This window comes from Cellulomonas sp. NPDC055163 (genome assembly GCF_053607065.1).
Genome location: NZ_JBSGSU010000018.1, coordinates 19,678 through 45,194, shown reverse-complemented (window position 1 = coordinate 45,194; position 25,517 = coordinate 19,678). Strand labels below are relative to the sequence as shown.

The following is a 25,517-nucleotide window of genomic DNA, read 5'->3' as shown; positions in this document are numbered from 1 at the left end:
CACCCGGTCAGCGCCGCGGCGCCGAGCGCGACCGCACCCGCGCGGAACGTCTCACGCCGCGACAGCGCGCGCTCGCGGGCGGGTGCCGGTGCGGGGCGGGTCGTCGACGTCCCGGTCAGCGCGGGCCACTCCGGTCGCGGGTCCGCCACGGGAGCCGGCCCGGGCGTCGTGGCACCGGGAGCCGCCGCGGCACCGGCAGGCGCAGCGACGCTGCCGCCGTCGGGCAGCACGACGAGCCGCACCGGCCCGTCGGCGGAGACCCGCGACGGGAGGGCGAACGTGTGGCGCGCGTAGGGCGCGCCGTCGAGCACGACGTCGACCGTGTAGGTCCATCCTGTGAGCGCGCGCCCGGCCCCGTCGGTGAACCCGGGCTGGTCGGTGACGGGCAGGTCGAGCGTCGCTGTCCCGTCGGCGGCGAGGACGACGGGCACCGGCCGGGGTGCGACGACCGCTCCGGTGGCGGCCCAGACGCGCGGGGTCGACGAGGTCACCGTGACCTCGCCCCTCCACGGCTCGCCTGCGTCGTCGACGAACGGACCGACGACGACGACCGCCGTGCGGATGACTGGCTGGTGCATGCGTTCCCCCTGCGCGCGCTCGGCCGCGGGGTGCGCACCGCCTCACCCCGAGCCGGTGCCCCTCGTCCGCCGGTGAGACCGCCGGGTGGACGGTGGGGCCGTGCGCGGCGACCACCCTCGCACCGCGCTGCGAGGACTCCGGCGGTCAGGCGACCCGTGTCACCCGACCGGCGCAAGATACCGGCGCGGCATGAAGCGGCACCGTCGGGCATACCCGGAGCAAACGCCTTCCGCGGGCCCGTCCACCGTCCCTACCGTGGCGCCCGCTGGTCCGGCCGCACCGGGTGGCCGGCTGACTCACCAGGAGTGCTCGTGCGCAGGATCACCTCGACCGTCGCCGCCGCCGTCCTCGCCGGGACCGCGGTCCTCACGACCCTCGCCCCGGCGTCGGCCGGGACCGGGTCGAACCCGAAGGACCCGGCGACGTGGGAGTACGGCGGGGTGTACTCGTGCTCGAAGGTCACCTACGGCCCCGGCCTGCGCAGCTACACGCGACCGTCGCCCGTGGCGTTCGTCGTCATCAAGAACGGCAAGGACTACTTCGTGAGCGACCTCGGTGAGGCGAACGAGGGCGACAGCACGTACACGTTCTCGAAGGACATCCGCTTCGTCATCACGTGCCTGTTCGTCTGAGGGCGTGAGGACGCCGGGCAGCCTCACGCGGGCTCGGGCACCGACTCCAGCAGGATCGTCACGGGCCCGTCGTTGACGAGCTCGACGGCCATGTCCGCCCCGAACACCCCGGTCGCGACCTCGATGCCCCGCGCCCGCAGCGCCGTGACGACCGCGTCGACGAGCGGCTCGGCGACGTGGCCGGGGGCGGCGGCGTTCCACGTCGGCCGCCGGCCCTTGCGGGTGTCGGCGTAGAGCGTGAACTGGCTGACGACGAGCACGGGCGCGCCCGCGTCGAGCACGGACTGCTCGTCGCGCAGGATCCGCAGGTCCGCGATCTTGCGGGCGATCAGCTCGACCTGCGCGGGGCCGTCGCCGGGTGTCACGCCGACGAGCGCGACGAGCCCCGGACGGTCGATCCGGCCCACGACCCGGCCGTCGACCGTGACGGACGCGCTCGTGACCCGTTGGACCACGGCCCTCACCAGCGCTCCCCCGCGCCGGGGGCCGGGCGCGCGGCGGATACCGGTCGCGCGGCCCCGGGGGTCGCCGACGCGGTGAGCGCCCTCACCCGCAGCGCCCTCACCCGCAGCGCCCTGCCGGGCGCCGCTCTCCCGGGCGCCGCTCTCACCAGCCGCCGCGCGGACCCGACGGACCGCGCCCGCCTCCACGCCCGCCCGAGTACGGCGACACCGCGGGCTTGACGTCGACGAGGTAGACGACGGCCGCCACCGCACTGCCGAGCGCGAGGAAGCTGAGGTACCCGAAGCCGATCGGGTACGGCAGCGCGACGAACGCCAGCAGCGCCGCGACCCCGAGGACGAGCCCCCAGAACTTCTTGGTCCGCTTCCCCGCGCTGAGGAACGCCTGCGCGGGGCGTCGCAGCACGTCGACCAGCGCCCACACCGCGAGCAGGAAGATCACGACGTAGAACGCGACATAGACGAGGGTCTGCACGGCTCCGATCACGGGGTGAGCCTACGTGGCCGCCGCGCCCCGGGCGCTGCCGCGCAGGTCGACGCCACCCCGGTCCCGTGCGGCCGCGCGCCGTCACAGCTCCGGGAGCACCTCGCGCGCCTCGGCGCCTGGCGTGCCCGCCGCCTCGAGCAGGTCGACGGTGAGCGAGCGGAGCAGCAGCACGAGGCTCTGCACCTGCCAGTCGTCGGGCGCCAGGCGGAACGGGTCCAGCCGCTCGGCGACCGCGACCAGCTCCCGCCGGGTCGGGAGCGTGGCGCCCCCGACAGCGAGCGCCGCCGCGAGCGACTCGGTGGCGCGGGCGAGCGACTCGAGCGTCCCCCCGACCCCGCCGAGGCCCCGGTCGTGGTCGGCCTCGACGACCGACAGCGCGCGCCGCGCCAGCACGCGCGCGTTGCGCATCGCGCGGTCGACGTAGACCGCCGAGGCGCCGAGGGCACCGAGCTCGTCGCGGTGCCGCCGCCCGGCGGGCGAGACGCGTGCGAGGTTGCGGGCGTTCGCCGCGCCCTCGCGCCAGTCGTCCAGCGCCGGCTGGGACGCCCGGCCGCGGATCAGGGCGTCCTCGACGTCGTGCGCCGAGCCGGTCCGCAGCCCGCGGGCCAGGACGTCCAGCATCCCGGCGAGCTCGAGCACCGCCTGCCGGGCCTGCGCGCGCGGGCGGCGCCGTGGGTCGTCGGGGCTGAGCGCCGCGACCGCGAGCGCGACCAGGCCGCCGACGAGCGCGTCGGTCCACCGCCCGACGGGGCTGCTGCCGGAGGCGGACAGGGCCGGCAGGCCCACGATGACGATCGCCTGCACCCCGGCCTGCGTCGTGAGGACGGCCCCGCGGTCGATGAACCGGGCGAGCATCGCCGAGACGAGCAGCACGAGCGCGACCTGCCAGGGGCCGCTCCCGATGACGTGCACGACGAGGTCACCGAGCCCGACGCCGATCGCGACGCCCACGGCGAGCTCGGCGACGCGCCGCACCTGCCGGTCCGCGCTGAACCCGAGCGCGACCCACGCGCAGACGGGGGCGAAGAACGGGAACTCGTGGCCGAGCACGGAGTAGGCGAGCGCCCACGACAGGCCCGCCGCGACCGCGGCCTGGAGCGTCGGCACGAACGAGGTCCGCACGCGGGCCCGGCCCTGGCGGACGCGCGCCGAGACGAGCACGCGGGCGGCGCGGCGGAACCCCGGCTCGTCGGGCGCGGCCGCCTCGCTCACGCGCGCACCACCGCCCGGACGGTCACAGGCTCGGACGCTGCCCCAGGCCGCGCGTGAGGGGCCCCCGGGCGGCGGGCCGGTCGGCCGAGACCCCCTCGCCCGCGACGACGACCTCCTGGCCGGCGGCGACCGCACCGCCGTCGCAGTCGACGACGAGCTCGGCGTCGACGGGCGTCGAGCGCTTGAGCACCGCGAGCGCGACGGGCCCGAGCTCGTGGTGCCGCGCGACGCTCGTCACGTGACCCACCGCGCGCCCGGCCTGGCCCCCGCTCGCGAGGTCCCCGAGCTCGCGGACCTCCGCCCCCGGCTCGGGCAGCAGGTGACCGGACCCGTCGAGGTGCAGCATGACGAGCCGGCGCGGCGGCCGGCCGAGGTTGTGCACGCGCGCGACGGTCTCCTGGCCGCGGTAGCAGCCCTTGACGAGGTGCACAGCGGTGCGCAGCCAGTCGAGCTCGTGCGGGATCGACCGGTGGTCGACCTCGCGTCCGAGCCGCGGGCGCCACGCCTCGACGCGCACGGCCTCGCTGGCCCACGTGCCCACGAGCGGCCACCCGGCGGCCTCGCGTGCGGCGACGGCCTCGGCGAGCTCGGCGCGCGGCACGAGCACGAGGCGCCAGGCGCGGTCGAGCCCGGGGTGCTGCGCGTCGTCGGGCCCGTAGCGGGTGCCACCGGCTGCGGTGTGCGGCCAGGGGTCGCGCCACGTGATCGGCTCGCCGTCGGCGCCCTCGGCGGAGACCGGCTCCCCGATCGCGGCCCAGTCGTCCGTCACGTCGGCCACCTCGACGCGCAGCGTGAAGCGCATGCGGTCCAGCCACGCGGCGAGCGTCGGGGCGTGCGCGCCCTCGGTGATCAGCCAGGTCGCCTCGCCGTCGTCGACGACGCCCGCGGCGTGCTCGACGTGCCCCTGCGGGCTCAGCACGAGCAGCTCGGTCGAGGTCCGCGGCGCCAGGTCGGTGAGGTGCTGGGACGTGATCGAGTGCAGCCACGTGAGCCGGTCCGGGCCGGCGACGCGCACGACCCCGAGGTGGGACTGGTCGACGACCGCTCCCCCGCGCGTGAGCGCGCGCTGCTCGGCGGTCGGGTCCCCGTAGTGCCACGCGACGCCCGCGTCGGGCCCGGCGCCGGCGACGGCCCCGCGGCGGCGCAGCAGCGGCGAGGTGTGCCGGGGCGGGGCGACGACGGCCGTCGCGTCACCCTCGGTGCTCCCGTGCCCGACGGCTCCCGGGGCACCGGTCAGCGTCCCGGCGCCCCCGGCGAGCGGCGTGTCCGGGGTGCCCGCGACGGCCTGCCCGAGCTCCGGCCCGGTGCCCGTCGTCATCAGGACCCGTCCCGGGCGAGCCGCGCCGACGCGTACGACTGCATCGGGTGGCCGAACGCCGCGATGTCGTGGGCCCACATGAGGTCGCCCTCGACGAGCCCGTAGAGCCGCTTGCCCGCGCTGACCTCGGCACCGGTGGCCGTCCGCGCGATGAGGTCGCTGGCGAGGTCGATGCGCCCCTTGCCGACCGCGCCGACGTAGAGCGCGACGTGCCCGGACGGGTCGGAGAGCAGCACCTCGACGGGCTGCTGCTCGTCCGTCAGGTCCGAGGTCCGCTCCGGCGGTACGCGCCAGTAGCCGGACTCGGTCGCCCACACGGGCCCGGGTCCGTCGACCGGGCCGGGCGGCACGTCGTCGTGCGCGGGGCCGTCGGGCGTCACGCCGTCCGCGACGAGAGCGGCCGCGTCGTCGGGGACCTCCACGAGGCGGATGGTCGACGTGTACGCGAGGTACGGGCCGCCGTCGTGGGTGAACTCGACCACCTGCGTGAAGGGAGCCTCGTCGATGCCGGGGTACCCGACGACGCCCTCGCCGGACCAGCGCCCGACGAGCCACGCGAGCGGGTACACCTCGGGAGCGAGTCCCTCGGGCAGGGTGAATGCCATGGCTGCCTTCCTCTGTCGGACCGTGCGGGACGCGCCCGCAGCAGCCCGGCCTCAGGACCCGGTGGTCAGCGCTGGCCCTTGAACAGCCGGTACACCACGTACACCGAGAACCAGCCGATGGTCAGCGCGGAAGCGACCAGGAGACCGATGAACACTGCTTCGAGCGTGTGCATCCCCCGATCCTAACGACCCCCACCCCTACGCTCTTCCCGTGACGACCCCCAGGCGCTCGCTCGTGATCAAGTCGACATCCGGCACCGACCGGCCCGAGGCCGCGAACCAGGCCCTGACCGTCGCCGCCGCCGGCGTCGCGGCCGGCGTGGACGTGAGCCTGTGGCTGACCGGCGAGTCCGCCTGGTTCGGCGTCCCCGGGCGGGCGGCCGACCTCGTGCTCGAGCACGCGGCCGCGGCACCGGACCTGATCGAGGCGGTGCTCGAGGGCGGCCGGGTCACGGTCTGCACGCAGTGCGCGGCCCGCCGGGGCATCGGGCCCGACGACGTGCTGCCCGGCGTGCGGATCGCCGGGGCGGCGGTGTTCGTCGAGGAGTCGCTCGCCGAGGGTGCGCAGGCGCTCGTCTACTGACGCGCGGGCCGCTCAGCCGACGAGCACGCGCCCGACGACGTACACGAGGATCCCCGTGACCGGCACGGGCACGACGAGCGCCGCGACCGCCGCGGGCCGGCGGGAGAGCGCGGGCAGCCGGTCGAACAGCTCCTGGAGCGAGCTCACGAGCACCCCGACCCCGACGCCGAGCAGCGCACCGGCCACCGGGTCGATCGACGGCAGCACGAGCCCGCCGACGGCACCCGCCGCAGCGGCGGCGCCGGTCGTGACGCCCGCGCCGGTCCAGCCGTGGAACGGCAGGGCGGACGCCGCGGAGCCCGCCGCGAGCGCGAGCGCCCCGGCGACGAGCAGGCTCGCCCCGCCGGGCGTGTGCTGCGTCGCGACCCAGCCCGCGCCGGTGACGGCGATGAGCGTCCCGGCGACGGTGCCCGTGACCGACTCGACGAGCCGCTCGCGCCCCCCGCGCCGCGCGAGCTCGTTGACGAACGCGAGCAGCACCGAGAAGGCGAACACGATCGGCAGCCCGCGCAGGTACGGCTCGTCGACGGTCCGCTGGACCATCGCCACGGCACCGACCCCGCACAGCGCGATGACGACCGACGTGCCGAGCCTGCTCGGGAGCTGGGCCAGGACGGGCCAGCCGAACGCGAAGGCGAGCGTGAGCAACGCCACGACCGCGGGCAGCGCGTACTGCGCGTACGGCACGTCGAGGACCGTCGGGTCGCTCACGTAGCCGGCGACGGCGACGAGCGCCGCGAGCGCGGCCGTGGCGACCGCACGAGTCGAGACCTGCACCGGGACCTACCGCACCCGTCCGGGGACCGTCGCCGCACCCGCCACGGACGGGGCCGGGCTGGGTCGGCTCACGGGCACGGACGGGGTCGAGGAGCGGGGCACGGCGACGATTGTCGCAGACAGGCCCACCCGGACAGCCGCGTCGAGGACGGCGTCGAGCCTGTACCGTGAAGGCCACTCCCAGGCTAGGAGGTCCGCCGGTGGCAGATCTGCTGCTCCTCACACCGTCCTCCGGGGGCTCGGCACAGGTGCTCCCGGCACTCGGCCTGCTCTCGCACCGGGTGCGGGTCCTCCCGGTCGAGCCGTCGGCGCTCGTCGACGCGCCCGACGCCGACATCCTCGTGCTCGACGCGCGCCGCGACCTCGTCAACGCACGTACGACGTGCCGGCTGCTGCGCGCCACCGGGCTCACGGTCCCGCTCGTGCTGGTCCTCACCGAGGGCGGCCTCACGGTCGTCACCGCCGAGTGGGGCGCGGACGACATCATCCTGGAGCACGCGGGCCCGGCCGAGGTCGAGGCCCGGTTCCGCCTCGTCATGGAGCGCGCGGCGACCGCGGGGTACGACGACGCGCCGCAGGAGATCTCGTCCGGCGAGCTCACGATCGACGCCGGCGGGTACACCGCGCGGCTGCGCGGCCGCCCGCTCGACCTCACCTACAAGGAGTTCGAGCTCCTCAAGTACCTCGTGCAGCACCCGGGCCGCGTGTTCACGCGTGCGCAGCTGCTGCAGGAGGTCTGGGGGTACGACTACTACGGGGGCACCCGGACGGTCGACGTCCACGTCCGGCGGCTGCGCGCCAAGCTCGGGCCCGAGCACGAGCAGCTCATCGGCACGGTCCGCAACGTCGGCTACCGATTCGACCCGCCCAAGGACCGCCGGGCGGCCGCGTCCCTCGAGGCCGGCGCCGAGCCGCTCGAGGACGCCGCGCTCCCGTCCGACGCCTGACGGCGCACCCTGCCCGCCCGTGCACGGCCGGGTGCCCGCCCGCTCACCCCGGACGGATGACGTCGACCCCTGCGGACCCCGTCAGGCGGTAGGTTCCCCGGGGTGACCGTCGACTCCTCCACCCTGCTCATCGACGGACCGTGGCGGCACCAGCACGTCGCCGCGAACGGCGCCCGATTCCATGTCGCGCTCGCCGGGCCGGACGACAACGACGCCCCGCTCGTGGTCCTCCTGCACGGTTTCCCGCAGTTCTGGTGGGCGTGGCGCCACCAGGTCCCTGCGCTCGCGGAGGCGGGGTACCGGGTCGCCGCGATGGACCTGCGCGGGTCGGGCGGCTCCGACAAGCCGCCGCTCGGCTACGACGTGCCGACCCTCGTCCGGGACGTCGCGGGGCTCGTGCGCTCGCTCGGCTCGCAGCGCGCGGTCGTCGTCGGCAGCGGCACGGGCGGCGAGGTGGCGTGGGCCATGCCCGCCTACCAGCCCGACGTGACGCTCGCGGTCGCGGCGCTGTCCGCCCCGCACCCCCTCCAGGCCCGTTCGCAGCGCGGCGCCGCGCTCCGGCTGCGCGCGGCCCGCCACCTCGCGTTCTTCCAGCTCCCGCTCCTGCCCGAGCGGGCGCTGACCCGCACGGACCTCGTGGTCCGCCTCCTGCGGGAGTGGTCGGGCGGCACGGCGTGGATCACGCCGGAGGTCGCGACGACCTACCGGCGCGCCGCGTCCGTGCCGTTCGCGGCGCACTCGGCGATGGAGCAGGTGCGGTGGCTCGTGCGCTCGGGCCCCCGGATGGACGGCCAGCGCCACCTCGCGGCCATGCGCGCCGCCGAGGCGGTGCCGGTCCTGCAGCTGCACGGCGGCGCGGACGGCTGCCGCTCGGCGCCCTACGCCGCCGCGACGGGCCGGGTCGCCCGCGGGCTCGGCGCCGGGTACCGGTTCGAGCTCATCCCCGGGACCGGGCACTTCCTCGCCGAGGAGGCCCCCGAGCGGGTCAACGAGCTGCTGCTGCGCTGGCTCCGCGAGGTCGCACCCGTCTGACCCGGCGCACCGGCCCGACCCGGCGCACCCGCCCGACCCGGCGTCGCTGCCCGACCCGGGGTGGCGTCAGCCCTTGAGCATCGCCTCGGCGCGCTCCGGGTCGGTCTCGCCCACCCCGTACGACGGGCAGTCGAGCGCGACCGGGCACGCCCCGCACGCGGGGTTGCGCGCGAAGCACGTGCGCCGCCCGTGGAAGATCAGCCGGTGCGACGCCATGGTCCACTCGCGCTTCTCGACGAGCTCGCCGAGCTCCTGCTCGACCTTGACGGGGTCCTCCGACTCCGTCCAGCCCAGGCGCCGGGCGAGCCGGCCGACGTGCGTGTCGACCGTGATCCCCGGGACGCCGAACGCGTTGCCGAGCACGACGTTCGCCGTCTTGCGGCCGACGCCCGGGAGCGTCACCAGGTCCTCGAGCCGGCCCGGGACCTCGCCGCCGAACCGTTCGACGAGCGCCTGCCCGATGCCGATGACCGCGTCGGCCTTGGCGCGGAAGAACCCGGTCGGGCGCAGCACGTCCTGGAGGTCCTCGCGGTTCGCCGACGCGTACGCCGCGGCGTCCGGGTACCGCGAGAACAGCTCGGGGGTGACCTGGTTGACGCGCACGTCCGTGGTCTGCGCGGACAGCACGGTCGCGACCAGCAGCTCGAGCGGCGTCGTGAAGTCGAGCTCGCAGTGCGCGTCCGGGTACCGCAGCGCGAGCACCCGGTTGACGCGCCGGGCCCGGCGCACGCGCGCCAGGTGGGTCTCGGTGTTCCACCGGCGCGTCGTCACACGGGCAGCCTACGGGGCGGGGCGTCCGCGTGGTCCTCGTTGGGCCCGCCGGGTGATCGTGACCTGCCCGGACGGCCGTGGACCTCAAGTCCGGCCCCTCCCGCGTCGAACTACCGGGTGAACCGCCGGCACGTGGCGGCGCAGGAGACGGGAGCGGACGCATGTCGGTGGTGGTCGAGACCTCCCTGGCCGACCGGCTGAGCGACCACCGTGCGGCCCTCAACGCCGAGCGGCGCCGCGTGGCGCACTGGCGCCGGCTCGTCCGGGCCCGCCTCGACGTCGCGATCGCGGTCATCACGGTCCCCGAGCCGCTCGGCGTCGACGGCGAGACCCTCCTGCCGGCCGGCCCCGACACCGACGTGCCCCGCCACGTCGAGCTGCTCCGCTCGCTGCGCGCCGGGCTACCGATGGCCGAGGTGCACCAGCTCGAGGCGCTGCGCGACCTCGACGGCCGGCTCGCGCGGTACCAGGCGGAGGTGGACTCGGCGTTCGCGGCGGCGACCGACCGCTTCGTCGAGCACCTCGCCGAGGAGCCCGCCACGCCGCCCGCCCGGACCCTCGTCCGCCCTGACCGGGGCTGATGCGGCAGACTGTCCCCTGGCAGCAGTGTCCGGCGGAGCGGGTGGAGGTCCAGCGTGGAGGACGACGTCGTACTGTCGGCCCCGTTGTTCGTGAACATGGACCCCGAGGCGGCCCGTGCACTGATCGCGTCGATGTCCCCGATCGAGGTCAGCCGGGGTGACGTGCTCTTCCACGAGGGCGAGCGCGGTGACCGGCTCTTCGTGATCACGTCGGGGAAGATCAAGCTCGGTCGGCGCTCGAGCGACGGCCGGGAGAACCTGCTGTCCGTGCAGGGGCCGGGCGAGATGTTCGGCGAGCTGTCGCTGTTCGACCCGGGCCCGCGCACCGCGACCGCCACGGTCGTCGCCGACGCGCGGCTGCTCGAGCTCGCCCACTCGGCGCTCATCGCGTGGCTCGAGGCGAACCCGACCGTCGCGATGCACCTGCTCAAGGCTCTCGCGCACCGGCTCCGGCGTACCAACGAGGCGCTCGCCGACCTGGTGTTCTCCGACGTGCCCGGCCGGGTCGCCAAGGCGCTGCTGGACCTCGCGACGCGGTTCGGCGAGACGGTGGACGAGGGCATCCGCGTCGCGCACGACCTGACGCAGGAGGAGCTCGCCCAGCTCGTGGGCGCCTCCCGCGAGACCGTCAACAAGGCGCTGGCCGACTTCGCCGCGCGCGGCTGGGTGCGCCGCGAGGGCCGCGCGGTCGTGCTCCTCGACGTGGACCGCCTGGAGCGCCGCGCGCGCTGACCCGCACGTCCCACGCAGCGACGAGGGCCCCGACCGCACGTGCGGTCGGGGCCCTCGTCGGTGCGGGTTCGGCGCGGTCAGGCGATCTCGGCGACGACCTCGACCTCGACGGGCGAGTCGAGCGGCAGGACCGCCACGCCCACCGCGGAGCGCGCGTGCACGCCTGCGTCCCCGAGGACGTCCCGGAGCAGGTCGCTCGCGCCGTTGATCACCGCAGGCTGCCCGGTGAACGCCGGGTCGCTCGCGACGAAGCCCACGACCTTCACGATCCGCGCGACGTTGTCGAGGCCCCCGGCGACCGAGGCGACCGCGGCGAGCGCGTTGAGCGCCGCCGTGCGCGCGAGCTGCGCGGCGTCGGCCGGGTCCACGAGACCCTCGCCCGTGCCCACCTTGCCGGTCCGGGGCAGAGCGCCGTCGACGAAGGGCAGCTGCCCGGACGTGTAGACGTACTGCCCCGTCCGGACGGCCGGCGTGTACGACGCGACGGGCGCCGCGACCGGCGGGAGCTCGAGGCCGAGCTCGGCGAGCCGCTCGGTGGCCCCCATCACGCGCCCGTGGGTCGCTTGAGGTACGCCACGAGGCCCGCGTCGGGCCCCTGGATCACCTGGACGAGCTCCCAGCCGTCGGCGCCCCACTGGTCGAGGATCGCCTTCGTGGCGTGGATGATCAGGGGGATGGTCGCGTACTCCCACGTGGTGGCCATGGGCCACACCCTAGCGGGCGGCCCCGACCGGCTCCCCGGTGCCGACGAGCTCCGCGCGCCACGACCGGACCTCGGGCCGCCGCCGCAGCAGCGCCCGCCGCTCGCGCTCGGTCATGCCGCCCCAGACGCCGAAGTCCATCCGGTTGTCGAGCGCGTCCGCGAGGCACTCGAGCCGCACCGGGCACCCGGTGCACACCGACCTCGCCTCCCGCTGGGCGGCCCCCTCGACGAACAGCGCGTCCGGGGACACCTTGCCGACGCCGCACGCGGCCCCAGCCACCCAGTGCGCGTCCTGCAGCATCGTCGCCACGCAGATACCTCTCGTCGACCTCCGCCGGTCGATCCGGCGCCCCGTAGCGCTTGAGCGCCCTGCGGGGAACGTAGTGCCTGGTGGCACCGCCCCACAGTCCTCCGATCGGGTCATCTTCTGCCGTTTTCACCCGATTTGCCCCGTCCAGGGCTATTGGCCGGCGTCCCGGCCTCACGCCGAGGGTCCGGTACGCCCGGTACGCGCTGGAGAAGCGGCGGAGGTGGTGTGCAGGTGACGTGGAGACGGGGGCGGGCGTGACGGTCGTTACGTCCCGGCGCCGGCGGCCTCACGTACCCTACGGATCATGGCTACCTCTGTGCGCGGCCGTCAGGTCAACGCGTTCCAGGCGCTCGCGCTGCTCCTCGCGTTCGTCCTCATGGCCGGCGTCGGGGGCCTGCTGGCCGCCGGGCTCATCCTGCCGGCGGTCGCCGTCACCAACGGCGCGACCGACCTCACCGTGACCGCGTTCGACGACCTGCCGTCCGAGCTCGGCGAGCAGCGCCCGCTCTCGGAGAAGTCGACCATGTACGCCGCGGACGGCTCGGTGCTCGCGACCTTCTACGACGAGAACCGCATCGTGGTCGGGCGCGACCAGGTCTCGCCGATCATGCGCCAGGCGGTGCTGGCCGTCGAGGACAAGCGGTTCTACGAGCACGGCGGCATCGACCCGACGGGCATGGCGCGCGCGACGGTCAAGACGCTCCTGAGCGACCAGAAGGAGGGCGCGTCGACCCTCACGCAGCAGTACGTGAAGAACGTGCTCATCGAGAAGGCCAAGCGTGAGGACGACCGCGCGGCCCTCGAGGCGGCCCGGACCGCGGAGGGCGCCGAGGGCATCAGCCGCAAGCTCCGCGAGGCGAAGCTGGCCATCGCCCTCGAGAAGAGCATGCCGAAGGACCAGATCCTCGAGAACTACCTGAACATCGCGCAGTTCGGCATCGCGATCTACGGCGTCGAGACGGCCTCGCAGTACTACTTCAGCAAGCCCGCAGCCGAGCTGAACTACCTCGAGGCCGCGACGATCGCCGGGATCACGCAGGCGCCGACCAAGTGGGACCCGGTCAAGAACCCGGGCGCCGCGACGAACCGCCGCGCGACCGTCCTGGGGCTCATGCTCGACCAGAAGCTCATCACGCAGGAGGAGCACGACGCGGGCATCGCGACGCCGATCGAGTCGACGCTCCGCGTGCAGCCCACCAAGCTCACGTGCGCGGCGGCGAGCGACGTCGTCGCCGGCGCCGGCTACTTCTGCGACTACGTCACCAAGGTCATCATCAACGACCCGGCGTTCGGCGCGACCGAGCCGGAGCGCAAGGAGCTGCTCTACCGCGGGGGCCTGACCATCCGCACGACGCTCGACCCCCGCGAGCAGGCGATCGCCGACGAGGAGGTCAAGGCCGGCATCCCGGTGGACGACCCGTCGGGCGTCGCCTCCGCCATCTCCGTCGTGGAGCCGGGCACGGGCCAGATCAAGGCGATGGCCCAGAACCGGGTCTACTCCCCCGCGGGCGGCGCCGAGGAGGGGGCGCGCCAGACGGCCGTCAACTACAACACCGACCAGGCCTACGGCGGTTCCGCCGGTTTCGCGCCCGGCTCGACGTTCAAGCCCTTCACGCTCGTGCAGTGGCTCAAGGAGGGGCACAGCCTCAACGAGTCGGTCAACGCGCAGCCGCTCGAGTACCCGATGACCGAGTTCAACTCGTCGTGCGTGAACTTCCGCGGCTCGACCCCGCCGACGTACAAGTTCGGCAACGCCGAGAACAACTCGCGGCACGTGATGTCGGTCCTCGACGCGACGAAGAACTCGGTCAACTCCGGCTACATCGCGATGGCCAAGGACGTCGACCTCTGCGGGATCATGCAGTCCGCGAAGGAGCTCGGCGTGCACACCGGGACGGGCGGCGACCCCACCGTCGTGCCCGCGAACGTCCTCGGCACCGACTCCGTCGCGCCGCTCACGATGGCGTCCGCGTTCGCCACCTTCGCCTCGGGCGGCACCTACTGCGCACCGATCGCGATCACGAGCGTGCAGGACGCGAACGGTGCGGAGCTCCCCGTCCCCGCCGCGAGCTGCCGCCGGGTGCTCGACGAGCGCATCGCGAACGCCGTGAACTTCGCGCTGAGCAACGTCTGGAGCGGCACCGCCAAGAGCGTCGGCGAGCCGCCGTTCCCGTCCGCCGGGAAGACCGGCACGACGAGCCGCAACGAGAACACGTGGTTCGTGGGCTACACGCGGCTGCGCGCGGCCGCCGTGTGGGTCGGGTACAGCAAAGGGTTCATCCCCGTCCAGGACATCACCGTGAACGGCGACTACGTCCGGTACATGTTCGGCTCGACCGTCGCCGCCCCGACCTGGAAGCGGTACATGGTGCGGACGCTCGAGGGCATCGAGGTCCCCGGCTTCACGGGCGCGTCCAACGACGAGCTGTACGGCAAGCGGATCGGCGTGCCGAGCGTCGTGGGCTGGGACGTCGGTGAGGCCACGCGGCGCCTGGAGTCGGCAGGCTTCCGGGTGAGCGTCGACGGCGCGCCGGTCCCCTCCTCGCAGGCCGCAGGACGCGTCGCGGGCCAGTCACCGAGCGGTGAGGCGGCGTCCGGCGCGACGATCACGCTCACGGTGTCGAGCGGGCAGGCGCCCCAGGGCGGCGGGAACCAGGGCGGGAACCAGGGCGGCAACCAGCCCGGCCGGCCGGGCAACGGCGGCGGCAACGGGCAGCCCAACCCCGGTCAGCCCTGATGGCGTCCGGCACGGCGCGGGCCCTCGGCGGGCTCGCGCTCGGTGGCGTGGGCGCGCTCGCCTGGGCGTCGCTCGTCGAGGTGCGCTGGTACACCCTGCGCGAGGTGACCGTCCCGGTCCTGCCCGCGGGCGAGGCGCCGCTGCGGGTGCTGCACCTCGCAGACCTGCACCTCGTGCCCGGGCAGCGCCGCAAGGTCGACTGGGTGCGCGACCTCGCATCGCTCGACCCCGACCTCGTGATCGACACGGGGGACAACTGGGCGCACCTCGGCGCGATGGGACCGCTGCTGCACGCCCTCGAGCCGCACCTCGCGAAGCCCGGGGCGTTCGTGATGGGCTCGAACGACTACGTGGCCCCGGTCCCGAAGAACCCTGCGCGCTATCTCCTGCCGGACTCACGCGGCACGCGCCGGCGCACCCCGTCGGAGCTGCCCTGGCGCGAGCTCGCCGCACGGTTCCGCGGGGCCGGGTGGAAGGACCTGACGAACCGGCGTGACGTGCTCGACGTGGCCGGGCGGCGGATCTCGCTCGTCGGGGTCGACGACGCCCACCTCGACCGCGACCGCGTCCCCGAGGCCGGCGGCACGGACGACGCGCGTACCGGGGACACCCCCGTCGACCTGCACCTCGGCGTCACGCACGCCCCGTACCGCCGGGTGCTCGACGCGATGCACGCCGACGACGCGGACCTCGTGATCGCCGGGCACACGCACGGTGGGCAGCTCGCGGTGCCGTTCTACGGCGCTCTCGTGACCAACTGCGACCTCGACCGTGGCCGCGCGAAGGGCCTGCACGGCTGGCCGGGCGCGCGACCGGACCGCTCGGGCGGCGACGGCTCCACCTGGCTGCACGTCTCCGCGGGACTGGGGACCTCGCCGTACGCCCCTGTCCGCTTCGCGTGCCGCCCCGAGGCGACGCTGCTGACGCTCGTCGCGCGCTGACGCCCCCTCCGCGGCGGCCCCTCCGCGGCGGACCCGGCGCCGGCGCCGCGTGGTGCGCGGCGCGCCTGTCTCCCGGACGCTCGGGAACCCGCCCGGGCGCGGCCCGGCACGGCTCAGCTCTGCGGGCGCCCCGCGAGCCGCCACAGCACGGTCACGAACGCCTGCGCGACCGCCCGGGCCTCGCCGCCGAGCTCGCGGCGGCTCGTGACCGCGGCGCTGCGCTCGCCGGGCCGCCGGGTGCCCGAGAACTGCGCGACCGGACCCTCGCGCCACGGGGTCCGGGGGTCGACGAGCGCCGCGACGGCGCTGCGGGCGGTCACGTGCCGGCCGCCGAAGCGCGCGTCGACGAACTGCGCGAAGCGCCACGTCGGGTCCTGCGCGGACCGCACGAGGACCTCGCGCACGGCGTCGGCGACACCCCGCGACGGGTCCGCCTCCCGGGCCCGCGAGACGAGGTACGCGTCGACGTCCGCGACGAGGTCGGCGCGGGTGAGCGCGCCCGTCCCGGTGCCGATGCGGTCGGTGAGCCAGGCCTGGGCACCTCCGCGCGGCTCACGGCCGGACTCGCGCGCCGCGGCGTACTCGGTCCAGAGGGCGACGAGGTCGAGGGCCCAGCTGCCGAGGTCGCCCCGGCCCACGGCCGCGGGGTCCTCGGCGAAGCCCGCGATCGACCACGCGCGCGCGCTCGCGGCGAGGTGCGCGAGGTCGCCGTCGTAGTCCGCGGGGTTCGCGGCGGGCGGTGGGGTCGCCAGGAACCGGGTGCGCGCGGCCGCGAGCTCGGCTGCTGCGGGGTCCGGGAGCCGCGTCTCCGCGAGCGGCGTCGACGCGGCCCACGCGGCGGTCGCGTACCGCCCCGTCTGCGCGTGGTGCAGCACGAGGTCGTCGGCCTGGGCGCGGGCCTCGTCGGACGCCCCGCGGAGCGCGACCTCGGCCTCGAAGCGGAGCTGGGTCAGCGACCAGAACATCGGGTGGAAACCCGCGTCGTCGCTGCCGCGCGGGGTCTCGACGATCCCGTCGGCGCCGACCGGCTCGGCGCGCGGGGAGCGGATGACCTTGTCGATCGTCACGACGCCCGCCCCGGCACCCACCGTGAGGGTCTGGACCTGGTCGTACGCCCACTGCGGCGGCAGCGGGAAGCCGAGGTTGCCGCTCCAGCCCCGGGACATGCCCGCGACGAACGCGCTGACGGCGAGCTCGCCGGCGCACACCCGCGCGCACACGTTCCGCGAGCCGTACACGCCGACGCGGTACTCCCCCGCGCGCGCGGCGCCGATCCCGCGGTTGACGCCCTCGAAGTAGCGGATCACGCGCGCGTCGATGTCGTCGTTCGTCGCGTCGTAGTCGACCGCGAAGTGGATCACCGCGCCGGGCCGGAACCCGAGCTGGCGGGCGCGGCGGGCGGCCGCCAGACCGTGGCCGTAGCCGATCTCGTCGGTGAAGTACTTCGCCTCGTTGCCGAACTCCTGGTAGATCGGGAACGTCGTGAGCCCCGCGGCCAGCACGTCGTCGAGCTCCGCGCGCCGGTAGCGCTTCGCCGCGACGCTCATGTACCGCCCGACGGTCCGGTAGCCGGCGTCGTGGACAGCGGCCGCCGTGGCGGGAGTGAGCGGGGTCGAGGTGTCCGCCGCCGCGCCAGGGCGGTCCGGGTCGCCCGAGCTCACGAGGAGCGAGGCCCACGTGGCGAAGTCCCCGACACCGGTCGGAGTCAGCTGCACGAAGTCCTGGAACGCCGCGACGGCCCGTGACGTCCCCGCGGCGAACGTGCCGTCGAGCGGGGTGTCGTAGCCGTTGCAGAGCAGCGCGCCCTGGAAGAGCCGCACGAACGCCGCACGGTCGTCGGCGCTGCCCGGCTCGACGTACGCGGGCCCGCGCAGGCCCGCCTGCGTGCCGGGGCCGAAGTTGCCGTTCGCGACGCCGTCGGCCATCCCGATCTCGTACTGCACGCCGAGCATCAGCGCACGCTGGACGTCGCGCGCGTAGCGGCCGTCGCACGGGACGACCGCGAAGTCGAGCCGGGTCAGGTAGCGCCCGTTGAGCCACTGCTGGAACGCCCGGACCTCCTCGCGCCCGCCCGGCACGGTGAGGTACGCGTCCATGCTGAGCAGGCTCTTCATGACCTTGACGTCGACCGCGGGGGTCGTGCCGGGCAGCCCCAGGTCCTGCAGGGCGCGGACGACCGCGAGCGCGAGCGCGTCGTCGAACACCCCGTCCCGCACGTCGCCGCCCTGGTAGCCCTTGCACCACAGCGCGCACCGCAGGATCCGCACGACGTTCGACGCGGGGCTCTGCGGGGCCAGCGTGCCGACCTGAGCGACGAACCGCGCGGTCGTGGTCGCCCCGAAGTTGTCCGAGAGCGCGGTGATCCCGAGCTCGACCTGGAGCCCGCGCGTCAGCGCGAAGACCGTGCGCCAGCCCGTCACGCCGTCGGCCTCGACCGGGGTGTAGCCCTCGACCGCGCCGTAGGTGCCGTTGACCCAGGTCTGCGCCTCCTGGACCCAGAAGTCCGCCATCGTCCGTCCCCTCAGGTCGTGCCGCAGGTGGCGGACTCGGCGTTCGGGGTGCCCGAGGACGTGAGGTCGCTCAGGGAGCACCGGCCGGTGGCGCGCTGCGGTCGCGCCGCGTCGTCGACGCCGGCAAGCGTCACGGTCGCGTAGTGCAGACCCGCGACGTCGTGGGTCGAGCCGGACGGCGTCACGTCGAGCGCGACGTCGAGCACCGCGCCCGCCGGGACCTCGTCGCGCAGCCGTACGACCGTCCGCAGCAGGCCGCCCTCGCGCGTCGAGGTGACCTCGGCGCCCGAGCGGTCGAGCGCGGCGCCGTCGAGGCGCAGCTCCGACGCGGCCACCGCGGCCACGAGCCGGGCGTCGAGGTCGACGGTGAGCCGGGTGCCCGCCGGGACGGGACCGGGCCCGACGCCGGCGACGCGGACGCCCACGGGGAACCGGTAGCTGCGTGCCGCACCGGCTGCGCCGACGCCGCACGACGTCCACGCGGCGGCCAGCTCGGCGCCCCAGGGTGCGCTCGGTGCTGTCGTCGACACGTCGGCCCACCGGTACTCGCCCGCGCCGCCCGTGAGGGTGAGGGTGAGCGGGACGGCGTCCGCGACGTTCTCCGCCGGGTACAGTGCGCGCGGCACGAGGGGCAGCGACACGAGCGTCGGCGCGTCGTGCGGCTCGGCTCCGGGCGCGTTCGTCAGCGCGAACCGCAGCTCCGTCGCGCCGTCGGCGGTGCGGTGCTCGGCGACCGGGACCGTCCACACGCGGCCGGCGCTCGACAGCATCACGTCGCCGCGCCGGGCGAGGAGCCGGGGGTCGAAGACGAGGACGCCCGCGAGCTCCGGTGTCGCCGGCGTGAGCCCCCGCACCTCGAGGACGCGCGGCACCTCGGCGAGGGTCTCGGTGGTGAAGCCGGCGTCGAACCACGCGAGCGTCGTCGCCTCGACCGCGGTCGACGACCAGGAACCGGCCGCGGGCGACGGCTGCGCCGCCGCCCCCTCGTGCCCGTGCGCGCTCGTCGCGAGGCCGACCGCACCGGCCCCGGCGCCCAGGACCGCGAGCGCCGTGCGACGGGTGATGTCCACTGTGCCCCCTCAGGTCCAGGACGGCGACGACTCTGTCGACGACAACGAGCGACGACCGGAGCCGCCGCGACGAAACACGGTGTCAGACGCGTAGCGGATGAGGCAACCCTCATGCACCGCGCGTCGCGGGGGTTCCGCGGAGCGCGTAGTCGGAGTAAGGGGGCACCCTGTGAGCGCCCTGTGGGTGGCGGCGCGTTGCCCGGGCGGCCCCGGACCGTCGCCGGGCGCGGCCGTGCGGCGGCGGCCGGAGCGGGCACGGGCGGGCCGCCCGGGCCGTTTCGACCTGCGCCCCCGACTCCGCTATCCTGAGCAGGCTCAACCGGGGTGTGGCGCAGCTTGGTAGCGCGCTTCGTTCGGGACGAAGAGGTCGTGGGTTCGAATCCCGCCACCCCGACCGGGTGAGAGCAGAGGCCCCCGACCAGCAGATGCTGGTCGGGGGCCTCTGTCGTGCCGCGGTGCGCGGCCGCGCGGTCCTGCGCGTCAGCGCGGCCCGAGGTAGGACACGGTGCCGCTGCCCGAGCGGATCGACACTGAGCGCGACGCCGACGGGTCGGTCGCGGCCTCGACCACCTGGCGGCCGTCGGCGGTGGAGATCTCGAGCCGGACCGGGGTGCCCGTGCCGTGCACCGTCACGGAGCCGTCGCTCGAGGACGCCTCGACGTTCCCCCGGACCGCCGCGACCGTGACCGAGCCGCTGCCGGAGACGGCCGTGGCGTCACCGGTGACGTCGGTCACGTCGACCTGACCGTCGGACGAGCGGGCCTCGACCCTGCCCTTCGCGCCGACGACCGTGACTTGGCCGCTGCCGGAGACCGCGAGCGCGTCGCCGTCCGCGCGGAGCACCTCGACGGACCCGTCCGAGCTCTGCGCCTCGACCCGGCCACCGGCGTCCGCGACCGCGACGCGACCGCTGCCGGAGCGGGCCATCACCCCGCCGTCGGTGTCGCTCACGTCGACCGACCCGTCGCTGGTGCGCGCGTCGACCGTCCCCCGCACGCCCGCGACCTCGATGCCACCGGACCCGGAGCCCGCGAGGACGTCGCCGCCCGCGTCGACGACCCGCACGTGCCCGTCCGACGAGCGGGCCTCGACGGCGCCCGTCGCGTCGTGCACCTCGACACCGCCGGAGCCGGAGACCGCGAGCACGGTCCCGTCGATGCCGTCGACCGTGACGCTCCCGTCACCCGAGCGCAGGTCGACGTCGCCGGCGATCCCGGACGCCACGATGCTCCCGGACGAGGACCGCACGACCACCTCGGTCTCCTCGGGGACCCGCACGTCGAGGCCCGCGGTGCAGCTCCCGAACCACGGGCCCGCGCACCGGTGCTCCACCACGAGGCGGTCGCCCCGCAGCTGCCCGCCGAAGACGGGGTCGACGAACCCCGAGCGGCTGCGCGCCACGACCTCGACGTCCCCGGTACCGACCGTGACCTCGACCGGGCCGTCGGCGACGAGCTCGACGACCGCGGCCGGCGCGAAGTCCTGCTGCGCGGTGGCGGTGCTCTGCGCGAGCGCGTCGGCGCCCTGGAAGCCCGCGAGGACCAGCAGCCCTCCGCCGACGATCCCCCCGGCCCACGTGAGCGCCCGGGCGCCCGGCCCGCGCGGGGACGGTGCGGGCGGCAGCGCCGTGGGCGGCTGCCCGCCACCGGGCGGCGGTGCGCCGGGCGTGCGCGGGGCACCGGGGACCTCGGGGGTGAGGACCGCGGTGTCCGCGATCGGCTCGTGGTGCGTGGTCATGGTCGGTCTCCTCCGGTGGGTGCGTGCTCGAGCCAGCGCAGGACCGCGAGCACGCGGCGGTGGTCGTCACCGTCGGGGGCGAGGTCGAGCTTGGTCAGGATGGACGTGACGTGCTTCTCCACGGCGCCGAGGCCGATCACGAGACGTTCGGCGATGGCCGCGTTCGAGCGGCCCTCCGCCATGAGGCCCAGGACGTCGCGCTCGCGCGCCGTGAGGGCGTCGAGCCCGGCGCGCCGGCCGCGGGCGAGCAGCTGCGCGACGACCTCGGGGTCGATCACGGTGCCGCCACCGGCGACCCGGCCGACGACGTCGAGGAACTCGTCGACGTCGGCGACGCGGTCCTTCAGCACGTAGCCGAGAGCGCGCACGTCCCCGGCGAACAGCTCGGCGGCGTAGCGCTGCTCGACGTACTGCGAGAGCACGAGCACCGGGAGCCGCTTGTGGATGCTGCGCAGGTGGACCGCGGCGCGCAGCCCCTCGTCGGTGTGCGACGGCGGCATCCGGACATCGGTCACGAGCAGGTCCGGCAGGGCGTCGGCGCGGCTCATCGCGGCGACGAGCTCGTCGGCGGTCTTGTGGCCGGTGACCTGGTGGCCCTCGGCCTCGAGCAGCCGGGTCAGGCCGTCGAGCAGGAGGACGGAGTCCTCGGCGATCACGATGCGCACGGCACCTCCACGGTGAGTCGGGTGCCGCCGCCGACGGGGCTGTCGAGCGTCAGGGTGCCGTCGAGCACCTCGACGCGGCTGCGCAGGCCGTCGAGCCCGCTGCCGGGCCGGGCGGTCGCGCCACCGCGGCCGTCGTCGACGACGTCGAGGCGGAGCACGGAGTCGTGCACCGTGGCGCGGACGGTCGCGGTGCGGGCGCCCGAGTGCCGGGCGACGTTGGTCAGGGCCTCGGCGGTCACGAAGTACGCGGCCGCCTGCGCGCTCGGGCCGGCGGCGGCGAGCGACGCCGGGTCGGGCACGTCGACCGTGACCGGGACGGTGCACCGCGCGGCGAGCGCCGAGAGCGCGGCGTCCAGCCCGCGGTCGGTCAGCACGGCCGGGTGGATGCCCCGCACGAGGTCCCGCAGCTCGGCGAGCGTCTCCTTGACCTCGCGGTGCGCGTGGTCGAGCGCCGCGGCGGCGGCCACCGGGTCCTGCGCGGCGGCGCGCTTGGCGACGCCGAGCTCGACCCCGAGCGCGACGAGGCGCTGCTGGGCGCCGTCGTGCAGGTCGCGCTCGATGCGGCGACGGTCGTCCTCGGCGGTACCGACGGCGCGCGTGCGGGTCTCCCGCAGCTGCACGGCCCGCACCTCGGCCTGCGACGCCCGGTCCTGCGCCGCCTGGGCCGCGACCCGCGCGGCCTGCACCGCGGCGGCGCTCCGGGGCAGCCCGAGCAGGCCCCGCGCGAGACGCACGTGCAGCAGCGTGAGGGCCTGCAGCCCGAGCGGCCACACCCAGGTGCCCACCAGGCCGGCGAGGACGAGGAACGGGACCCGGCTGACGGGGACGTCCGTGGACGCCACGTAGAGCGGGAAGGCGACCGCCGCGAGCGCGAACCCGCCGAGCATCCAGATCATCAGGGCCTGCAGGCCGGTGACGCCGAGGCCCAGGAGCGTGTACGCCAGGTGCGCCCAGCTCCGGATGTCCGTGAGCACGCCCCAGGCGCGACGCCACAGGCGGGCGTCGGCGGCCCGGCGGTACTCGGGTGCCGGGATGTCCACCCCGAGCTGGGCGCGCAGCCGGCTGCGCTCGAGCGCGGCGAGCGGCCGGGCGACGAGCAGCGTGAGCACGAGCAGCGGGATGCCGACCACGAGCACCGCGAACGCGACGGAGAACCCGATGGCCAGGACCAGCGCGATCGACGCGGCGAGCAGGAGCCACACGCCGACGGTCGCCTGCGACACCGCGCGCCACGTCGCGGCGCTGACCGGGGCACGCAGCAGCGCGCGGCCGCCGGTGAGCGCGGGGGCGACGACGCGCAGGTCGTCGTCGACGCTCACGGCGGGGAACGGGTTCGGGGCGGGGGGCGGGGCTGCCGCGGGGACGCCCGGGGCAGGCGGAGCGGCGAGGGACGTGGCGGCCCGGTCGGACGCCGCGGGCGTGCTGGCGGTCGGCGTGCCGGCGTTCGGCGCGGGGGTGGTCGGTGCGGGGGCGGTGAGCACGGCCGTCGGTGTCACGTCCGCCACCGCGGGGGCCGGACGTGCGTACGCGGGCACCCCCTGCGCCGCGGGTGCGGCGGGTGCGGCGGGCTCCGCGTGTGCGGCGGGTGCGGCGGGCGCCGCGTGTGCGGCGGGCGCCTCGTGTGCGGCGGGCTCCGCGGGCGCACCGCCGGGGCTCGGTGCGGGTGTCGGGGCGGTGGGAGGCCCGGCCGCCGCGGACGGCTCGGAGGCCGGGTCCGCGGGCACGCCGCTGCTGCTCGGTGGGGCCGGCGCCGGGGTCGGCGCGGGGACGTCGGAGGTCATGGGGACGACGCTAGGCCCCGGCGTGCGCGCGGCCCCAGCCTGCGGTCCCCCACGTCCCGGGTGGGGGCTGCCCCACCCGGCGCGCACCCGCCGCTCCCGCCGCTCCCGGACGAACGTGCCTCCGCCGACCCCCGCGGCGCCGGTCAGGCGTCCGCGGCCGGCTCCGAGAGCGCGACCCGGCGCCAGTCGCGGGGGGTGAGCCCGTAGGTCGCCTTGAACCGGCGCGTGAAGTGCGCGGGGTCCCGGAACCCCCACCGCCGGGCGATCGAGGAGATCGGGACCAGGACCTCCGAGGCTCGGGCGAGCTCGTCGTGGGCGCCGACCAGGCGCCGGCCGATGATCCACTGCTCCAGGCTGAAGTCCGCTGCCGCACAGATCCGGAACAGGTGCCGCTCGGAGACGTTGTGGGCCCGTGCGACCGTGGCGGGGGTCAGGTCCGCGTCGCGCAGGTGCTGCTGGACGTACGCGCGCACCTGGACGAGGAGCGTCGCCGCCGTCGTGCTCCGTTCGTACCTGACGTCGTGCGCGGCGGACGCGAGCAGGGCGCGCAGCAGCTCGACCGACGCGCTGGCCACCCCGGCGGCGGCCGGGTCGCCCGCGACGGCGTCGGTGCTCTGCGCCAGGCCGAGCAGGTGCCGCTGGAACAGCCCGTACAGCGGGCTGGTCCTGAGCTGGCGGGAGGCGGTGCGGACGACGTGTGCCGGCAGCCCGACCTGGTCCGCCGGGACGGAGATGCAGAACGCCGAGCCGAGTCCCCGCCACGCGTAGTCGTACGGCTTCGTGAGGTCGACGCAGATCAGACCTCCGGTCCCCGCGCGGACGTCGGGGTCGGCGTCGTCGTAGCGGATCAGCGACTGACCGGCCTCCTGGACGGCGATGGCGACCCGGCCGTCCGGGTCGGCCCGGAGGTGGCGGCCCTGGCGGAGCATCCGCATCCCCGAGGCCTCGTTGCGCCACACGTCGAGGTCGCCCAGCCGCCACGCCTCGATGCGCGTGAAGACACGCTCCGGGGGGTCGTCGTAGCGGACCTCGCACGGCGCGGTGGTGCCCTCGAGCGCCGCCGAGATCGCCGGCAGCCGCTCGGCGGACGCGACAGCCCGGGTGTCCAGCAGCACCACCATGCGCCCGCCCCTTCCGCCGTGGCCGCACGCGCGTCGCTCGGCCGAGGTCATCGTCGTGCGTCACGGGAGGGGTGCCGCGGTCCGGCTTGTCTGTGGCTGCCAGGAGCAGGTCCCTCACCGCCCTGCGCACGTCCGGCGTCCCCCGCGACACCAGTGTGGACCCGTCGGGCCCGGCGGGACACGGGCCCGACGCACGCTCCGCCGGTCACACCCGCACCGCCCCGGGAGAGGAAGCGACGATGACGACCATCGTGCTCGTGCACGGCCTGTGGATGACCCCGCGCAGCTGGCGCGGCTGGAAGGACCGTTTCGAGGCCGCCGGCCACACCGTCCTGGCGCCCGCCTACCCCGGCTTCGAGGTCGAGGTCGAGGCGCTGCGCGGAAACCCCGACGTGATCGCCCGGCTCACGGTGCCCGAGACGCTCGACCACCTCGCCGCGCAGATCGAGGCGCTGCCCGAGCCCCCGATCCTCATGGGCCACTCCTTCGGTGGCACGCTCACCCAGCTGCTCCTCGCCCGCGGTCTGGGCTCCGCGGCCGTCGTGGTGGACTCCGCGCCGACGGAGGGCGTTCGCGTGACCCCGTTGTCGCAGGCCAGGTCGCTGTTCCCGGCGCTGAAGAACCCCGCGAACTTCCACCGGGCCGTCGGGTTCACCCCGGAGGAGTTCCACTACGCGTTCGCGAACACGCTGTCACGCGAGGACTCCGACGCGGTCTGGCGCGAGTTCGCCATCCCCGCGCCGGGCAACTGGGTCTGGGCGTACGGCCTCATCGCGAACTTCCGGCCGGGCAGGCAGGAGACCTGGGTGGACTACGACGCCGACCGGGCGCCCCTGCTGTTCATCGGCGGCGAGAAGGACCACATCATGCCGCCGGCGGTGAACAGGTCCAACGCGAGGCACTACGCCAGGTCCCCCGCCGTCACGGAGTACCACGAGTTCCCCGGCCGCTCGCACTGGATCTGCGCCGAGCCCGGTTGGGAGGAGGTCGCGGACCACGCCCTCGCGTGGGCGCTCGAGCACGCCAGGTCCACGCAGGTCCCGGCGCCGTAGACCGGGGTTCGCCGCCGGTCCGCGGATGCGCCCGGGGCGAGCCTCGGGCGCATCGTCGCCGCGTGCGGCGGCGCGTGCCGGACGCACGTCCAGAACTCCTACAGCCGCCACACCCCCCGCCGATAGATGAACTGTCAATCAAAGTGGCGGCGCCCGGGCTCCGGTCGCCGCGG

General features: G+C 75.7%; 25 protein-coding genes, 1 tRNA gene and 1 pseudogene. 10 read left to right on the top strand and 17 right to left on the bottom strand.

Annotation, left to right across the window (positions count from 1 at the left end):
• Nucleotides 1–578 (bottom strand): annotated as a pseudogene (locus ACWFNE_RS21180) (hypothetical protein); the annotation flags it as partial.
• Nucleotides 579–890: 312 nt separating this feature from the next.
• Here ACWFNE_RS21180 and ACWFNE_RS21175 point away from each other — a divergent pair.
• Nucleotides 891–1,211 (top strand): hypothetical protein, encoded by a 321-nt coding sequence (locus ACWFNE_RS21175; protein ID WP_452124403.1) that lies wholly within the window; start codon nucleotides 891–893, stop codon nucleotides 1,209–1,211.
• 23 nt (nucleotides 1,212–1,234) lie between these two features.
• On the opposite strand, the gene dtd is transcribed toward ACWFNE_RS21175, so the two are convergent.
• The 5 genes from dtd to ACWFNE_RS21150 all read right to left on the bottom strand — a co-directional run bounded on the left by dtd (nucleotide 1,235) and on the right by ACWFNE_RS21150 (nucleotide 5,294).
• Nucleotides 1,235–1,675, bottom strand: a complete 441-nt coding sequence (gene dtd / locus ACWFNE_RS21170; protein ID WP_452124402.1) for a D-aminoacyl-tRNA deacylase — start codon at nucleotides 1,673–1,675, stop codon at nucleotides 1,235–1,237.
• Between the two features lie 142 nt (nucleotides 1,676–1,817).
• A complete protein-coding gene (locus ACWFNE_RS21165; RefSeq protein WP_452124401.1) occupies nucleotides 1,818–2,159 on the bottom strand; it encodes a DUF2516 family protein in 342 nt (113 codons plus the stop codon).
• A gap of 81 nt (nucleotides 2,160–2,240) precedes the next feature.
• Nucleotides 2,241–3,371: an FUSC family protein gene (locus tag ACWFNE_RS21160; protein ID WP_452124400.1), complete on the bottom strand. Its 1,131-nt coding sequence runs from the start codon at nucleotides 3,369–3,371 to the stop codon at nucleotides 2,241–2,243.
• Between the two features lie 22 nt (nucleotides 3,372–3,393).
• The gene (ygfZ, locus tag ACWFNE_RS21155; protein ID WP_452124399.1) at nucleotides 3,394–4,689 is read right to left on the bottom strand and encodes a CAF17-like 4Fe-4S cluster assembly/insertion protein YgfZ; all 1,296 of its coding nucleotides are present in this window, start codon (nucleotides 4,687–4,689) and stop codon (nucleotides 3,394–3,396) included.
• Nucleotides 4,689–5,294 carry an FABP family protein gene (locus ACWFNE_RS21150; RefSeq protein WP_452124398.1) on the bottom strand — a complete coding sequence of 202 codons (606 nt, stop codon included), beginning with the start codon at nucleotides 5,292–5,294 and terminating at the stop codon, nucleotides 4,689–4,691. The genes ygfZ and ACWFNE_RS21150 overlap by 1 nt, the downstream gene beginning before the upstream one ends.
• A 211-nt stretch (nucleotides 5,295–5,505) precedes the next feature.
• Here ACWFNE_RS21150 and ACWFNE_RS21145 point away from each other — a divergent pair, with 211 nt between their 5' ends.
• The gene (locus ACWFNE_RS21145; protein WP_183295247.1) at nucleotides 5,506–5,877 is read left to right on the top strand and encodes a DsrE family protein; all 372 of its coding nucleotides are present in this window, start codon (nucleotides 5,506–5,508) and stop codon (nucleotides 5,875–5,877) included.
• Between the two features lie 12 nt (nucleotides 5,878–5,889).
• Here ACWFNE_RS21145 and ACWFNE_RS21140 read toward each other — a convergent pair whose 3' ends face one another.
• Nucleotides 5,890–6,654, bottom strand: a complete 765-nt coding sequence (locus tag ACWFNE_RS21140; protein WP_452124397.1) for a hypothetical protein — start codon at nucleotides 6,652–6,654, stop codon at nucleotides 5,890–5,892.
• Nucleotides 6,655–6,854: 200 nt separating this feature from the next.
• Between ACWFNE_RS21140 and ACWFNE_RS21135 the strand changes: the two genes are divergently transcribed.
• The gene (locus ACWFNE_RS21135) at nucleotides 6,855–7,601 is read left to right on the top strand and encodes a winged helix-turn-helix transcriptional regulator (protein ID WP_452124396.1); all 747 of its coding nucleotides are present in this window, start codon (nucleotides 6,855–6,857) and stop codon (nucleotides 7,599–7,601) included.
• A gap of 102 nt (nucleotides 7,602–7,703) precedes the next feature.
• Nucleotides 7,704–8,633 carry an alpha/beta fold hydrolase gene (locus tag ACWFNE_RS21130; protein WP_452124395.1) on the top strand — a complete coding sequence of 310 codons (930 nt, stop codon included), beginning with the start codon at nucleotides 7,704–7,706 and terminating at the stop codon, nucleotides 8,631–8,633.
• A 66-nt stretch (nucleotides 8,634–8,699) separates the two neighbouring features.
• Here ACWFNE_RS21130 and nth read toward each other — a convergent pair whose 3' ends face one another.
• Nucleotides 8,700–9,404 carry an endonuclease III gene (gene nth, locus ACWFNE_RS21125; RefSeq protein ID WP_452124394.1) on the bottom strand — a complete coding sequence of 235 codons (705 nt, stop codon included), beginning with the start codon at nucleotides 9,402–9,404 and terminating at the stop codon, nucleotides 8,700–8,702.
• 161 nt (nucleotides 9,405–9,565) lie between these two features.
• Here nth and ACWFNE_RS21120 point away from each other — a divergent pair, with 161 nt between their 5' ends.
• Both ACWFNE_RS21120 and ACWFNE_RS21115 read left to right on the top strand, forming a co-directional pair.
• Nucleotides 9,566–9,985: a hypothetical protein gene (locus ACWFNE_RS21120; protein ID WP_452124393.1), complete on the top strand. Its 420-nt coding sequence runs from the start codon at nucleotides 9,566–9,568 to the stop codon at nucleotides 9,983–9,985.
• Nucleotides 9,986–10,039: 54 nt separating this feature from the next.
• Nucleotides 10,040–10,717 (top strand): Crp/Fnr family transcriptional regulator, encoded by a 678-nt coding sequence (locus tag ACWFNE_RS21115; RefSeq protein ID WP_309485051.1) that lies wholly within the window; start codon nucleotides 10,040–10,042, stop codon nucleotides 10,715–10,717.
• Nucleotides 10,718–10,794: 77 nt separating this feature from the next.
• Here ACWFNE_RS21115 and ACWFNE_RS21110 read toward each other — a convergent pair whose 3' ends face one another.
• From ACWFNE_RS21110 to ACWFNE_RS21100, 3 genes are read right to left on the bottom strand one after another with little or no spacing between them, the layout of a single operon-like run.
• On the bottom strand, nucleotides 10,795–11,262 hold the full coding sequence (locus tag ACWFNE_RS21110) for a RidA family protein (RefSeq protein ID WP_452124392.1): 468 nt from the start codon (nucleotides 11,260–11,262) through the stop codon (nucleotides 10,795–10,797).
• Nucleotides 11,262–11,420 carry a hypothetical protein gene (locus ACWFNE_RS21105; protein WP_452124391.1) on the bottom strand — a complete coding sequence of 53 codons (159 nt, stop codon included), beginning with the start codon at nucleotides 11,418–11,420 and terminating at the stop codon, nucleotides 11,262–11,264. The genes ACWFNE_RS21110 and ACWFNE_RS21105 overlap by 1 nt, the downstream gene beginning before the upstream one ends.
• 10 nt (nucleotides 11,421–11,430) lie before the next feature.
• Nucleotides 11,431–11,721 (bottom strand): WhiB family transcriptional regulator, encoded by a 291-nt coding sequence (locus ACWFNE_RS21100; protein WP_412868120.1) that lies wholly within the window; start codon nucleotides 11,719–11,721, stop codon nucleotides 11,431–11,433.
• Nucleotides 11,722–12,034: 313 nt separating this feature from the next.
• Between ACWFNE_RS21100 and ACWFNE_RS21095 the strand changes: the two genes are divergently transcribed.
• Both ACWFNE_RS21095 and ACWFNE_RS21090 read left to right on the top strand, forming a co-directional pair.
• Nucleotides 12,035–14,467, top strand: coding sequence for a transglycosylase domain-containing protein (locus ACWFNE_RS21095; RefSeq protein WP_452124390.1), 2,433 nt, complete (start codon nucleotides 12,035–12,037; stop codon nucleotides 14,465–14,467).
• Complete coding sequence (locus ACWFNE_RS21090; protein ID WP_452124389.1) at nucleotides 14,467–15,408, top strand: metallophosphoesterase; 942 nt, start codon at nucleotides 14,467–14,469, stop codon at nucleotides 15,406–15,408. Before ACWFNE_RS21095 ends, ACWFNE_RS21090 begins: the two co-directional genes overlap by 1 nt.
• A gap of 113 nt (nucleotides 15,409–15,521) precedes the next feature.
• On the opposite strand, the gene ACWFNE_RS21085 is transcribed toward ACWFNE_RS21090, so the two are convergent.
• Both ACWFNE_RS21085 and ACWFNE_RS21080 read right to left on the bottom strand, forming a co-directional pair.
• Nucleotides 15,522–17,918, bottom strand: a complete 2,397-nt coding sequence (locus tag ACWFNE_RS21085; protein ID WP_452124388.1) for a glycoside hydrolase domain-containing protein — start codon at nucleotides 17,916–17,918, stop codon at nucleotides 15,522–15,524.
• An 11-nt stretch (nucleotides 17,919–17,929) separates the two neighbouring features.
• A complete protein-coding gene (locus ACWFNE_RS21080; protein ID WP_452124387.1) occupies nucleotides 17,930–18,988 on the bottom strand; it encodes a hypothetical protein in 1,059 nt (352 codons plus the stop codon).
• A gap of 320 nt (nucleotides 18,989–19,308) precedes the next feature.
• Between ACWFNE_RS21080 and ACWFNE_RS21075 the strand changes: the two genes are divergently transcribed.
• A tRNA-Pro gene (locus ACWFNE_RS21075) sits at nucleotides 19,309–19,382 on the top strand.
• 86 nt (nucleotides 19,383–19,468) lie between these two features.
• On the opposite strand, the gene ACWFNE_RS21070 is transcribed toward ACWFNE_RS21075, so the two are convergent.
• The 4 genes from ACWFNE_RS21070 to ACWFNE_RS21055 all read right to left on the bottom strand — a co-directional run bounded on the left by ACWFNE_RS21070 (nucleotide 19,469) and on the right by ACWFNE_RS21055 (nucleotide 24,292).
• Nucleotides 19,469–20,725, bottom strand: a complete 1,257-nt coding sequence (locus tag ACWFNE_RS21070) for a hypothetical protein (RefSeq protein WP_452124386.1) — start codon at nucleotides 20,723–20,725, stop codon at nucleotides 19,469–19,471.
• On the bottom strand, nucleotides 20,722–21,390 hold the full coding sequence (locus tag ACWFNE_RS21065; RefSeq protein WP_452124385.1) for a response regulator: 669 nt from the start codon (nucleotides 21,388–21,390) through the stop codon (nucleotides 20,722–20,724). Before ACWFNE_RS21065 ends, ACWFNE_RS21070 begins: the two co-directional genes overlap by 4 nt.
• Entirely contained in the window at nucleotides 21,378–23,171 is a 1,794-nt protein-coding gene (locus tag ACWFNE_RS21060; protein WP_452124384.1) for a sensor histidine kinase, read from the bottom strand. Before ACWFNE_RS21060 ends, ACWFNE_RS21065 begins: the two co-directional genes overlap by 13 nt.
• A gap of 143 nt (nucleotides 23,172–23,314) precedes the next feature.
• Complete coding sequence (locus ACWFNE_RS21055; RefSeq protein ID WP_452124383.1) at nucleotides 23,315–24,292, bottom strand: helix-turn-helix domain-containing protein; 978 nt, start codon at nucleotides 24,290–24,292, stop codon at nucleotides 23,315–23,317.
• A gap of 239 nt (nucleotides 24,293–24,531) precedes the next feature.
• On the opposite strand from ACWFNE_RS21055, the gene ACWFNE_RS21050 reads away from it, so the two are divergent.
• The gene (locus ACWFNE_RS21050; protein WP_452124382.1) at nucleotides 24,532–25,344 is read left to right on the top strand and encodes an alpha/beta hydrolase; all 813 of its coding nucleotides are present in this window, start codon (nucleotides 24,532–24,534) and stop codon (nucleotides 25,342–25,344) included.
• Nucleotides 25,345–25,517 lie beyond the last annotated feature (173 nt).